Source organism: Bariatricus sp. SGI.161 (assembly GCF_050313695.1).
GTDB lineage: Bacteria > Bacillota > Clostridia > Lachnospirales > Lachnospiraceae > JAFBIX01.
Genome location: NZ_JBNPLX010000003.1, coordinates 47,527 through 59,272, shown reverse-complemented (window position 1 = coordinate 59,272; position 11,746 = coordinate 47,527). Strand labels below are relative to the sequence as shown.

15 protein-coding genes are annotated in these 11,746 nt (G+C 41.1%); 14 read left to right on the top strand and 1 reads right to left on the bottom strand.

Annotated elements, in window-relative coordinates:
* Positions 1–44: 44 nt before the first annotated feature.
* From ACQRBH_RS02730 to ACQRBH_RS02665, 14 genes are all read left to right on the top strand, one after another.
* A complete protein-coding gene (locus ACQRBH_RS02730; RefSeq protein ID WP_028087788.1) occupies positions 45–350 on the top strand; it encodes a hypothetical protein in 306 nt (101 codons plus the stop codon).
* A 45-nt stretch (positions 351–395) separates the two neighbouring features.
* Positions 396–953, top strand: coding sequence for a hypothetical protein (locus ACQRBH_RS02725; protein ID WP_044925306.1), 558 nt, complete (start codon positions 396–398; stop codon positions 951–953).
* 24 nt (positions 954–977) lie between these two features.
* Positions 978–1,502 carry a flavodoxin family protein gene (locus ACQRBH_RS02720; RefSeq protein WP_008119059.1) on the top strand — a complete coding sequence of 175 codons (525 nt, stop codon included), beginning with the start codon at positions 978–980 and terminating at the stop codon, positions 1,500–1,502.
* A gap of 75 nt (positions 1,503–1,577) precedes the next feature.
* Positions 1,578–1,787, top strand: a complete 210-nt coding sequence (locus ACQRBH_RS02715) for a DUF6219 family protein (protein ID WP_009300563.1) — start codon at positions 1,578–1,580, stop codon at positions 1,785–1,787.
* A gap of 619 nt (positions 1,788–2,406) precedes the next feature.
* Positions 2,407–2,817, top strand: coding sequence for a single-stranded DNA-binding protein (locus ACQRBH_RS02710; RefSeq protein WP_049946959.1), 411 nt, complete (start codon positions 2,407–2,409; stop codon positions 2,815–2,817).
* A 13-nt stretch (positions 2,818–2,830) separates the two neighbouring features.
* A complete protein-coding gene (locus ACQRBH_RS02705; RefSeq protein WP_026650179.1) occupies positions 2,831–3,280 on the top strand; it encodes a hypothetical protein in 450 nt (149 codons plus the stop codon).
* Complete coding sequence (locus tag ACQRBH_RS02700; RefSeq protein ID WP_226852932.1) at positions 3,249–4,001, top strand: phage antirepressor KilAC domain-containing protein; 753 nt, start codon at positions 3,249–3,251, stop codon at positions 3,999–4,001. The genes ACQRBH_RS02705 and ACQRBH_RS02700 overlap by 32 nt, the downstream gene beginning before the upstream one ends.
* Before the next feature lie 70 nt (positions 4,002–4,071).
* The gene (locus ACQRBH_RS02695; RefSeq protein ID WP_026650181.1) at positions 4,072–4,563 is read left to right on the top strand and encodes a PcfB family protein; all 492 of its coding nucleotides are present in this window, start codon (positions 4,072–4,074) and stop codon (positions 4,561–4,563) included.
* A gap of 23 nt (positions 4,564–4,586) precedes the next feature.
* Positions 4,587–6,446, top strand: a complete 1,860-nt coding sequence (locus tag ACQRBH_RS02690; protein ID WP_427760886.1) for a VirD4-like conjugal transfer protein, CD1115 family — start codon at positions 4,587–4,589, stop codon at positions 6,444–6,446.
* 121 nt (positions 6,447–6,567) lie between these two features.
* Entirely contained in the window at positions 6,568–6,699 is a 132-nt protein-coding gene (locus ACQRBH_RS02685) for a Maff2 family mobile element protein (RefSeq protein ID WP_026650183.1), read from the top strand.
* 719 nt (positions 6,700–7,418) lie between these two features.
* Complete coding sequence (gene ltrA / locus ACQRBH_RS02680; RefSeq protein WP_269016951.1) at positions 7,419–9,305, top strand: group II intron reverse transcriptase/maturase; 1,887 nt, start codon at positions 7,419–7,421, stop codon at positions 9,303–9,305.
* 345 nt (positions 9,306–9,650) lie between these two features.
* Positions 9,651–9,923 (top strand): helix-turn-helix domain-containing protein, encoded by a 273-nt coding sequence (locus ACQRBH_RS02675; RefSeq protein WP_002584334.1) that lies wholly within the window; start codon positions 9,651–9,653, stop codon positions 9,921–9,923.
* A complete protein-coding gene (locus tag ACQRBH_RS02670; RefSeq protein ID WP_002584333.1) occupies positions 9,883–10,260 on the top strand; it encodes a TnpV protein in 378 nt (125 codons plus the stop codon). The genes ACQRBH_RS02675 and ACQRBH_RS02670 overlap by 41 nt, the downstream gene beginning before the upstream one ends.
* A 51-nt stretch (positions 10,261–10,311) precedes the next feature.
* Positions 10,312–10,803: a nucleotidyltransferase domain-containing protein gene (locus ACQRBH_RS02665; protein ID WP_002584332.1), complete on the top strand. Its 492-nt coding sequence runs from the start codon at positions 10,312–10,314 to the stop codon at positions 10,801–10,803.
* 118 nt (positions 10,804–10,921) lie between these two features.
* Here the strand turns inward: ACQRBH_RS02665 and ACQRBH_RS02660 are convergent, their stop codons facing one another.
* A complete protein-coding gene (locus ACQRBH_RS02660; protein WP_002584331.1) occupies positions 10,922–11,728 on the bottom strand; it encodes a helix-turn-helix domain-containing protein in 807 nt (268 codons plus the stop codon).
* Between the last annotated feature and the right edge of the window lie 18 nt (positions 11,729–11,746).

Here is an 11,746-nt window from a genome sequence, read left to right as displayed (position 1 = left end):
AAAATAACCTTGTGTCCACTGGGCACAAAGTAGGAGGAAGAATTATGTTGAGATTTATGATAAAACTGCCATTTCGAATTATTGCAGCTCCTGTTTGGCTGGTACTTGCAGCGGTGAATATTGTGCTGGTGTTCCTGGTTGGGTTATCTGCTGGATTCTGCTATCTGATAGCCGGAATCTCTGTTGTGACAGAAGTTTTGAGTATTGGGTTTGGAATCAGTACGGACTGGACAATGAAATCAGCGATTATTACGACAGTAGTGTTTGTTCTACTCCCACATATCGGTATGGGGATAGTTGCAGTAATTGAAGTTGTGAAATGTGGATTACAGGAATTTATTTTTGGATGATTGTGGAAAATATAGTGGCGCTATATGGAAAGGCAGAAATAAACAATGGAAGAATTATATAAAGTGATGGATGATTTGCTTGAGGTGGAATTTCAGATGAAAGCAGGGATGGATATTCTGAAAGAACTGGAAGAGTTTTATATGCTGGAAAAAGAAACCGAAAAATCGGATGCTAGAAAAGTAGCTGTGCTGATGAAAGGATATCTGCAGTCGATGAAGTCAAATATTCGAGAAATCATTCGTTATATTGATGACACGACACTTGAAAAATCAAATGATAAAAAGAAAGATAAACAGGAATCTGCGAGCACCATATCCGAGGAAGTGCAGGAATTTGTGAATCTGACAATTACAGAGCATATGGGGAAAGCATATTCAGAATGGAAGTTAAAGCAGGATAAAGAGCCAGTAAGTGAGATTGATAAGAAATACCAGAAATTACTGGAAACGTTATCCCAAGAACAGGAAGAAGTGATTACGGAATACTGTAATGCAATTTTTAGCAGTGGAGCAGAAACAGAAGAATTTTTCTATCGACTGGGATTAAAAGATGGACTGAATCTGAAAAATACGGTAAAATCTGTATTAGAAATGATATCATGAAATCGGAAGTTGGAGGATACACGCATGAAAATTGTAATCATTAATGGAAGTGCCAGAAAAGGAAACACGCTGACAGCAATCAATGCATTTATAAAAGGAGCATCAGAAAAGAATGAAATTGAAATCATTGAACCTGACAAACTCAACATTGCACCATGCAAGGGATGTGGTGTCTGTCAATGCTCTAAGGGATGCGTCGATAAGGATGATACAAATCCTACAATTGATAAAATTGCTGCCGCAGATATGATTCTTTTTGCTACACCAGTTTATTGGTGGGGAATGTCAGCACAATTGAAACTTATCATTGATAAGTGCTACTGCCGTGGATTGCAGTTAAAAAATAAAAAAGTTGGCACGATTGTTGTAGGCGGTTCTCCCGTAGACAGTATCCAGTATGAGCTGATTGATAAGCAGTTTGACTGTATGGCAAAATATCTTTCATGGGATATGCTTTTCAAAAAATCATATTATGCAACAGCCAGAGATGAACTTGAAAAAAACAAGGATTCCATGAACGAACTTGAGGGGATCGGAAAAAATTTATAAAGCACGTTCCAAATTCCTGTTTGCATATTTCATCAAACGGTACATATTAAAATTAACACAAAGGGAGATGTTAGAATGAAAGCTCATGAATATTGGTCTGTCGGAGCATTGATAACGATGCTAGGAACTTTTTATAGCGGATATAAAGGTTCAAAATCAAGCCATAAATATTTTGCGGCAAGTTCTTTGCTTTGTATGATTATGGCTATTTACACAGGTCATAAGATGATATCTAAAAACAAGAAAACAAAGAAAGAACCAATATCATTAGGAAATGAAGAATAATACAATCAACCTTGTGCCCAGTGGGCACGAAGTTGGCATAGTCACTATGGTGTCAGGAGAAATCCTGGCATCTTTTTTTTATATCTTTTTACACTTCAAAAAATAATTTCAAAAAATTTCTAAAATCATGTCCGATTTTGTCGCTCCCAATACAGAGTATATGGAAGGCAAATTGAAAATCCTCTGATTTCCAAAAATCACAAACGTAAAAGAGGTTCAGACAGTTCTTCCGATTGCACCTTGACAATTGAAGGAGCTGATACATCTTGAGGAACATGCTTACCGGAGATAATCCGGCTCGTGCAGGCGAAGACTCCTACGGGAAGAGCGAAGCAATAATGATACCACCGAAGGGTACAGGACCTCTGCTGAAACAGAGACTGTGACTGTATTTTTACAGCCGGGTTATCTGGAATGATAACGATCAGATGTATATGTACAGACAAAGCCCAAATGTGAATACTTAGATTTTCTTATTTATATTACAGGAGAAATCCTGTAGCAAGTGGGGAATGGTTCGAATCCATTCCTCATTTTTTCGTGCAGAAAATGCACAGATTATTATCCTGTTTGAAATACCAGGGAAGGGTGTTGCAGGAAGAAAGGGAGGACAAAAAGAATGAATACGATTGTTTTAATGGGTAGACTTGCCAGAGATCCAGAAACTAAGCTGACATCTACGCAAAAGGGACAAACCAAAGTATCTAGGTTTCCACTGGTAGTAAAAAGAAATCGCACAAGCAAAGCATTTGTAGTGATGATCACAGCTTATGGAAATAATGCAGAATTTGTGGAGAAATATCTTGAAAAAGGAATTAAGATTGCTCTTTCCGGAGAGTTGGTAATCTCTCAGATCAAAGATGAACAGACTGGAACTGCATCCTATTATACCGAAGTCATTATGGATAATGTAGAGTTTGCAGAAGCCAAAACAAAAAAAGAAGAATCTGACGGATTTCAACCAGCAGAGAAGAGGAAGATTCCATTCGATATACCAGAAGAACTTGAACAAGAAATGCCATTTCGATAGGAGGACAAGATTTATGAGAAAATACTTTTTAGAATTATTTGCAATAGGATTGGTTGATTCAGAAGGAAGAATCAATACAGAACATATGACAAGTGATGCGCTTATGACTGCCATGAAAACAATGGAAGAGCTGACGCAAATGAAAATGGATCGTTTGGTTTTGGAAACAACAATGGAGATGATCTTATGTATGTTTGAGTCATGTGACACAGAGGAATTTACAGAAATATTAGGCAAGCTGCTTGGCGGAAAGCAGACTTCTAAAGTGACAGCTCATTTGGAAGCACTGGAGGAATTGTTGACAGAAGAGGAATATAGTAGTTTCCTTGCAGAATATCTTGGTTATTTAACCGTGAATGTAGCAGAGTTTATTAGGAGCACAATCATTGAAAATGGTTTGATGTTACTTGCCGGTTCAGGAGGAGAAGAGGATGGAGAAGAGGATGGAGAAGACGGATTATAAAATCACAGAGTTTCACAATTCGGAGTTTGGTTCCATCCGTATGATTGAAGATGGAGGCAGACTTTTATTTTCTGGAATTGATGTAGCATTTGCTTTGGGATATGCAAAACCAAGAAATGCGATAAATGTTCATTGCAAGGGGGCCCTGAAACGGGGCGTCCTTACATCAGGTGGGGTACAGCCAATGATTTTTATTCCAGAGGGAGATGTATATCGGCTGATTACAAAAAGTCGTTTAAAGTCAGCACAGAATTTTGAGAAGTGGGTATTTGATGAGGTACTTCCGGCTATTAGGAAAACAGGCGGATATTTAGAGACCGATCTTTTAGACAGGGTAAAAGATAACCCGGAACTTCTTTTGGAATTTGCCGAGAGACTTTTGGCAGAAAACAATCGAAATCGAGAATTGCAAAATCGTGTAAAGGATATGCAGCCAAAAGCAGATTATTATGATCATTTCATGATTACAGGAGAATGCACCAATATTCGAACGACGGCAAAAGAGATTGAATTTCCAGAAAGAAAATTTGTGAAACTTCTTTTAAATAGAGGATTTCTATATAGGAGTCCATCCGGCACGCTGTTACCCTATGCGGTGGAGAAGAACAATGATCTGTTTATTGTAAAAGACTATTTTAACAATGGACATCTTGGTTCACAGACATTGGTTACACCAAAAGGAAAAGAATTTTTTAAAGCGTTGTGTGCGGAGGAAGAGTAAAGAATGATGGAGGTGGTTGCCATGATTACAGATCTGGACAGCAGTTAAATCGCTGAAAGGAGGGAAAATCATGCAGGAAGAGGTAACTCAGAAAACGGTCACGTTCTGCATTCGGACTACCAAAGTAACAGCAGATTTATTGAAAAAGGTTCTTGCTGCTTATCTGCGTCATCAGAAGCAGAAATCGGTAGAGAAGAAAGCGAAGAAGAATCAGCCGAAACAGGGAAAGGTCACGGTAAAAGAGCTGGCAAAACAAAATGCCGGGATGGTCAATATCGAGATCACAAATAAGAATATCAAGTCCTTTGAACGTTATGCCAGAAAATACGGGATCAATTATGCTTTGAAAAAAGATAAGAGTAAAGATCCACCGATGTATCTGGTGTTTTTTAAAGGACGTGATCAGGATGCCCTCAATGCTGCTTTCCGTGAGTTTTCCCAGAAACAGATTCAAAAAGCGAATAAGCCTTCTATTCACAAGCGTCTTGCAACTTACAGAGCAATGATGCCAAAGAAATCGAAGGACAAAGTAAAGAACCGGCATCAGGAGCAGAGCCGATGAAAAAGCAAATCGGTAAAAATCTGATGCAAAAATGGAAGAATAAGATCAGGGTCAGGCTGTCCGCCCTGGATAAAAAGAAACTGGTTCTTACCAATATCCCATATATCTTAACTGCTTTTTATACAAATCGGGCATCATTTCTTTACAGAAACAGTCTGGGAGAAGATATTGGGAACAAGCTATTATATGCGATGGAACATGCAGACAGGATTCTTACTGGATTGCAGCCAAGTTTTAACTGGCGTGATATGCTGACAGGAATTGTAGCAGCTGTCATTCTGAAATTACTGGTATGGCAGAAACAGTCAGATGCAAAGAAACTCCGGAAAGGAATCGAGTATGGTTCAGCCAGATGGGGAAACGCTGAGGATATTAAACCTTATATGTCGGAAGATCCCTGGATGAATATTCCATTAACAGCAACAGAAGCATTGACTATGGAAAGTAGACCTAAACAGCCAAAGTATGCAAGAAATAAAAATATAGTGGTCATTGGCGGCAGTGGTTCCGGAAAAACTCGATTTTTCGTTAAGCCGTCAGTCATGCAGATGAACTGTTCCATGGTCATTACAGATCCGAAAGGTACTTTGATTGAAGAGTGCGGGAAGATGTTAGCAAAGGGACCACCTAAGAAAGATAAGAATGGAAATATCATGAAAGATAAATCTGGAAAAGTGGTACATGAGCCATATGTGATTAAGGTTCTGAATACCATCAATTTTTCCAAGTCCCTTCATTACAATCCATTTGCTTATATACGGTCTGAAAAAGATATCCTGAAGCTGGTTACAACAATCATTGTTAATACCAAAGGCGAAGGGGAAAAAGCTTCCGAAGATTTTTGGGTGAAAGCAGAGAGATTGCTGTACACCGCACTGATTGCTTTTATCTGGTATGAAGGGGATGAAGAGGAAAAGAATTTGAATACTCTTCTGGATCTTTTGAATGAAAGCGAAACCCGTGAAGAGGATGAAACTTACCAGAATCCAGTGGATATGATGTTCCAGGAACTGGAAGAAAGAGATCCGCAGCACTTTGCGGTCAGACAGTATAAAAAATACAAAATGGCGGCTGGAAAGACAGCGAAAAGTATTTTGATATCGTGTGGGGCCAGACTTGCCCCATTTGACATCGCAGAGCTTCGAGAAATCATGTCTTATGATGAAATGGAATTGGATAAGATCGGGGATAGGAAAACAGCCTTGTTTCTGATTATGTCCGATACAGATACAACCTTCAACTTTGTGATTGCGATGCTGCAGTCACAGCTTTTCAATCTGCTTTGTGATAAGGCAGACGATGTATATGGTGGAAGACTTCCGGTGCATGTGCGTGTCATCGCTGATGAGTTTGCCAACATCGGGCAAATTCCTCAGTTTGACAAGCTGATTGCAACTATCCGAAGCAGGGAAATCTCTGCTTCTATTATTTTGCAGTCACAGAGTCAGCTAAAGGCAATGTACAAGGATAGTGCAGATACCATTCTGGGTAACTGTGATACTACACTATTTCTTGGTGGAAAAGAGAAAACTACCTTAAAGGAAATGAGTGAACTTCTGGGTAAGGAAACCATTGATCTGTATAACACTTCGGAAACGAGGAGCAATCAGAAGTCCTTTGGATTGAATTACCAGAAAACAGGCAAACAGCTGATGACAGAAGATGAGATTGCAGTCATGGATGGAGGAAAATGTATCCTGCAGATTCGTGGTGCCAGACCATTTTTCTCAGACAAATATGATATCACGAAACACAAAAATTATCGGTTTCTTGCAGATGAAAATGAGAAAAACCGATACAAAGTAGAAAAAGAGTTAAATCCGCAGTACACACCGAAACCCGAAGAAGAGGTGGAGGTAATTCAGGTGGAGCTGTCGGAGTAACCTTGGGAATGAACGAAAAATAATGAGGAAAGGAATAACTGACATTAGGTGCGCCGGCTTTTTAGTCGGTGTTTTTTCATTCCCGTAAACACCTGAAAGAAGTCAGTTTTGGTGAATGTATATGGCATTTTTTAGCAGTGCAATTACAACTTTAAAAACTCTTGTAGTCGCAATCGGCGCAGGTCTTGGCGTGTGGGGTGTCGTAAACCTTCTGGAAGGATATGGAAATGACAATCGTGCGACACGTTCGTAAGTGAAAAGCTTACGCACAAAGTCGAAGGGCAATTGTAGCCCGAAACTTTGGAGAACTGATATTCCGATGGGTGAAATGAGGGGGTAACGTCCCGAAGCGCCACCCTAATACTCCGAATGGCGGGGAGCATGCAACGGCTCTCTCCAAAAGTTTATAGAGCTCGGTGAAGTCGGCAGAGAGCAACCGTAAGACTGGTTTTCAGACCAGACACGAAAGCTGTCCAGAGGTGGATGGTGTTGCCTATATGCCGGGGGTCGGATATCCATGGTGAGAATGTATGAAAATACTGACGAAATTCTGAATGTACGAGTCTAAACGTTGATGCTGTCGAAAGGCAGTACACCTTTCATGGTGGTATCTGTGGGCGAGTAAAATTGGTTGTTATGAAAGTCCATGCATCGTTACAGGCGGTGCGGTTATGCATGACCAGATACAGGCTTAGAGGAAGAACCTAAAGATATCCAATGATAGGAATATCGGAACGTGGAAAGCTGGGAACACGGAGGCGGTTGCAAGCCAGTGATGTGGTGGATGGGAATACCTTCGCGAGAGGGCAATAACCATTCTTTATTCCAGTGAGAGTAGTGGCACAGTACCTGTGAAGCCGTGAATAAGTAAGTGGTGGAGGGATAGCCACAAGTCGAATTCAGCAAAGAAAATGAAAACACAACAAACACAGCTTCGAGTATGACAAAGAAAATCCAAACCGAAGGGAGAGGATGCCTGTGTTGACTTCGGGGCAGCAAGAAAGGAAAAGTAAACAGAGAAAAATCCGCAACTCAGAGTATTACGACATGGAAGGTACTTTTGACAGGCTGTATGCAGAAAGTAAGAAAGATGAAACATTCAACCATCTGATGGAAATCATCGAGAGTGAAGAAAATATCAAGCTTGCATACAGAACGATAAAGAAGAATACAGGAAGTGATACTTCGGGAGTGGATAAAAGGACGATAGCCGACCTTGCAAAGCTAAGTGAGGAAGAATACGTCCGTCTCATACGGAAACAATTCAGTAATTATCATCCACGACCCGTAAGGCGAGTGGAGATACCAAAGCCCAATGGAAAGACCAGACCTCTGGGAATTCCAACTATCGTAGATCGGATCGTACAGCAATGTATTTTGCAGGTCATGGAGCCGATATGTGAAGCAAAATTCAGTGAGAACTCCAACGGGTTCCGCCCGAACCGTTCCGCTGAGACTGCTATTGCGCAATGCATGAGGCTGATACAGGTACAGCATCTGTACCATGTGGTTGACCTCGATATTAAAGGCTTCTTTGATAATATCAGCCATACAAAGCTGATTCGTCAGATATGGGCATTGGGAATCCGGGAAAAAAAGCTGTTATGCATTATAAAAGAGATGCTGAAAGCACCTGTTGTTCTGCCAAATGGGGAGAAAACATATCCCACACGGGGTACCCCGCAAGGCGGTATTTTGTCGCCATTGCTTGCAAACATCGTATTGAATGAACTGGATTGGTGGATTGCTTCCCAGTGGGAGCAGATGCCAACAAAGACAAAATTCAAAACAAGGAGCAATGCGCAGGGAACAGAGATTAAGAGCCACGCCTACAGGGCTCTGCGTCGGAGCAGATTAAAAGAGATGCATGCAGTTCGGTACGCAGATGATTTTAAAATTTTCTGCGCAACACATGAGGATGCTGTCAGAGCATACAAGGCAACAGAGTTATGGCTAAAGGACAGGCTGGGGCTGGAAATCAGCCCTGACAAATCCAAAGTAGTTAATCTCAAAAGACAGTATTCTGATTTTCTCGGGTTCAAACTGAAAGTCCGTAAAAAGGGTAAGAAATATGTAGTTCGGTCTCATATGAGCGATAAAGCATACAAAAAGGCTCATGAAAAAGTCTCGGAAGAAGTAAAGAAACTGGCTCATTCGTCAGATGATAATGCTCAGTTCATGCAGCTTCAGAAATACAACTCTGTAGTTGCCGGACTTCATGAATACTATTGTATTTCTACAGAAGTATCTCATGACTTCAGCAGACTTGCCTTCAGTATCAACAAACAGCTCAGAAACAGACTGAACGGCGACTTATCCAAAAAGGGACAGCTCAGAAATGGGTTCATTAAAGAAAAGTATGGAGCAAGCAGACAGATGAGGTTCCTTCATGGACGTCCGGTGGTTCCACTGGGATATGTCCAGTCAAAGAATGCCCAGCATAAAAGGAAATCCATCAATAAATATACGGTCAAAGGTCGGGAACAGATTCATAAGAATCTTGCAATCGACACAGCGACAATGTTATGGCTGATGAGAAATCCTGTAAAGGGCAGAACCATTGAATATGCGGATAACCGTATTTCTTTGTATGCGGCACAGTATGGTAAATGTGCAGTGACAGGAATTCCGATGGATTCCCACGATATTCACTGCCACCATAAAGTGCCGGTTAGCAATGGCGGTTCGGATGAATACGCAAATCTTATTCTTGTCAGCAAAGCGGTTCATATCCTTATCCATGCTTCTTCAGAACCTACGATTGAGAAGTACCTGAAATCCTTAAATCTTGACAATAAACAAATAGAAAAGCTTAACAAACTTCGTACTATGGCAGAAATGCCACCTATTATTCTTTGAATTTAATGCTGTAACGAAGTGTGTAAGTTGTGTTTAAAAGCCCTGGACGGCTGAATTCGATGGAGCGCCGTGTGCGGTGAAAGTCGCATGCACGGTGTGGAGCGGGGGAAAATCCGGAGATAACTTCAAAGGATTACCTATCGCTATCCGGCGCTAAGAGCCAGGGCATCAAACAGTTCATGGCTAATTAAAGGGAACAAAAAGAAAGGAAAAGCCAATCCAGACGGTATCAGCGGCAGGCTACAAGAATAAATTGTGATTTCACAAGATTGGTGCTATAATAAGAGAAAAGTTCCTGCCGGGGCAGCCGCTCCGGTGGTATGGATAGAAAGGCAGGAAAACAATATGCACATCAGCTATAAACCACTCTGGCACACACTGTTAGAGCGTGATATGAGAAAAGAGGATTTAAGGCTTGCCGCTGGTATGACAACAAATATGATTGCCAACATGAGCAAAGAGGGAAAGCACATCAGCATGGATACATTAGCCCGTATCTGCGAAACGCTGAATTGTGAGATTACCGATGTGATTGAGTTAGTACCAGACGAGCCTGCTTCCACAGGAGGTAAGGAACATGAGCGAATTGAAACCAAGAATAAAAGAAAACGGAATTGATTATATCCTTGTTGGAGATTACTACATCCCGGACTTGAAGTTGCCGGAGGAACACCGCCCCATCGGAAAGTACGGACGGATGCACCGGGAATATTTAAGAGAAGTCTGCCCAGCCAGATTACACACATTGACCCTGACCGGGGAATTGTGGACATATCTTGCAGACCTGAACGAACAGGCACAGAAACGGTTAGACACCATCATGGAGCAGATGAAAGCTGCCGAGGGCGTGACCGAGGAATTGAAGCGTACCCGTCAAATGGAATGGGTGCAGCGTTGCAATAACATTCACAACCGGGCAGAAGAAATTGTTTTACATGAGATGATTTATTCATAACGGTATGGTAGAATGATTATTACAAATTAGAAGTTGTAAAGGAGACTTTGTATGGGTAGAAAAGAAATAACAACAAAAGAAGATTTAATGAAAGTAATAGAATTATTCGAAAATACTGGAATTACATACTGGTTGGATGGCGGATGGGGTGTAGATATTTTAGCTGGTAAACAAACAAGAATTCATAGAGATATAGATATAAATTTTGATGCTCAACATACGGAAAAATTGTTAAATGTGCTTTTGAATCTGGGCTATAAAATTGATACAGACTGGAAACCGGTTAGAATAGAGTTATATAGTGATGAACTTGGTTACTTAGACATTCACCCGTTCGTTTTAAGTGAGGACGGAACTTCAAAACAAGCTGATTTAGAGGGTGGCTGGTATGAGTTTGAAAAAGATTACTTTGGTAGTGCTTTTTTTGAAGGAAAAACAATTCCTTGTATATCCTTAAAAGGCCAAAGAGTTTTCCATTCAGGTTATGAATTAAGAGATAAAGATAAGCATGATATTTCAATTCTTGAAAGTTTATCAAAATAACATTGCTGTAATTTCTAAGATAAATTCCACTTTATCGCTTTGAAATTTTAACTGAATAAGTATAGCACCAACCGCTGCTACATGGAAGCAAACACAACCATGCAACAGCGGTTTTTCTTTACCGTTTTTTCCTTTGACTGATAGGAGTTCCTGTTTTCTTTGATTTTTGTAGAATCCGAATGAGCCAGCGAAATTCTTCGTCTGACAGATTTTTATAGTTGATGCCGAGCTGCTTGCAGTAAAGGACAACCAGCTTTTCATCCCGACTGCCCTTGAAATTTTCAACCGCTTCCAAATTTTCTTTCAATTCATCGGCAACGGTGGTCTGGGGCGCACTCTCGCTGTCCTTTTTGTGGGCTTCCCGAATATCCCGGATAATGAGATTGAGGTCATCAAGAACCATGTGGCTGAAATATTCATCATCGCTGATATGGGCGGCTTGCAGCACTTTCAAATGCGGGTCGTCTTCGCCGGGGCGATACCGTTCAATGATTTCATGCCGGACAGTATCGACAAGGGCGTTGAGGTTTTGAATCTGCATGGTGGCAATCCCATCTACATAAATCTCAATGTCCGCAAGAAACTTGATAAAGTCCTTATGAGTGGCAAGCTCACAGAGCAGACGGTTGTTAATCCGACCGCCTTTCAGAAGTGCCACCATCTCATCATTCAAATGCAGCTCTGTTAGTGGCGTGTTGATCTGCTCCCGGTTCTCTGTCCGGCACAGCAGATAATCAACGGAAACCCCATAGAAGTCTGCCAGCGTGATAAGGTTGCCATGATTGATTTCCTTATAATCCTCTTTTTCATAACTGCCAAGAGCTGATTTGGAAATGCCCGTCAGCTCTGATAATTCTTCCAGATTTAAGCCTTTGTCCTTGCGGAGTTCCCAAAGGCGTTCCTGTATGCTTGTCGCTCCTTTCATGGGCGCACGCTCCTTTCC

Coding starts and splice junctions, on each gene's coding strand:
- ACQRBH_RS02685 (WP_026650183.1), top strand. CDS start 6,568: ATGGCATTTTTTAGCAGTGCAATTACAACTTTAAAAACTCTTGTAGTC.
- ACQRBH_RS02660 (WP_002584331.1), bottom strand. CDS start 11,728: ATGAAAGGAGCGACAAGCATACAGGAACGCCTTTGGGAACTCCGCAAG.
- ltrA (WP_269016951.1), top strand. CDS start 7,419: ATGCCTGTGTTGACTTCGGGGCAGCAAGAAAGGAAAAGTAAACAGAGA.
- ACQRBH_RS02725 (WP_044925306.1), top strand. CDS start 396: ATGGAAGAATTATATAAAGTGATGGATGATTTGCTTGAGGTGGAATTT.
- ACQRBH_RS02710 (WP_049946959.1), top strand. CDS start 2,407: ATGAATACGATTGTTTTAATGGGTAGACTTGCCAGAGATCCAGAAACT.
- ACQRBH_RS02700 (WP_226852932.1), top strand. CDS start 3,249: ATGGAGAAGAGGATGGAGAAGACGGATTATAAAATCACAGAGTTTCAC.
- ACQRBH_RS02730 (WP_028087788.1), top strand. CDS start 45: ATGTTGAGATTTATGATAAAACTGCCATTTCGAATTATTGCAGCTCCT.
- ACQRBH_RS02715 (WP_009300563.1), top strand. CDS start 1,578: ATGAAAGCTCATGAATATTGGTCTGTCGGAGCATTGATAACGATGCTA.
- ACQRBH_RS02720 (WP_008119059.1), top strand. CDS start 978: ATGAAAATTGTAATCATTAATGGAAGTGCCAGAAAAGGAAACACGCTG.
- ACQRBH_RS02675 (WP_002584334.1), top strand. CDS start 9,651: ATGCACATCAGCTATAAACCACTCTGGCACACACTGTTAGAGCGTGAT.
- ACQRBH_RS02670 (WP_002584333.1), top strand. CDS start 9,883: ATGAGCGAATTGAAACCAAGAATAAAAGAAAACGGAATTGATTATATC.
- ACQRBH_RS02695 (WP_026650181.1), top strand. CDS start 4,072: ATGCAGGAAGAGGTAACTCAGAAAACGGTCACGTTCTGCATTCGGACT.
- ACQRBH_RS02705 (WP_026650179.1), top strand. CDS start 2,831: ATGAGAAAATACTTTTTAGAATTATTTGCAATAGGATTGGTTGATTCA.
- ACQRBH_RS02665 (WP_002584332.1), top strand. CDS start 10,312: ATGGGTAGAAAAGAAATAACAACAAAAGAAGATTTAATGAAAGTAATA.
- ACQRBH_RS02690 (WP_427760886.1), top strand. CDS start 4,587: ATGCAAAAATGGAAGAATAAGATCAGGGTCAGGCTGTCCGCCCTGGAT.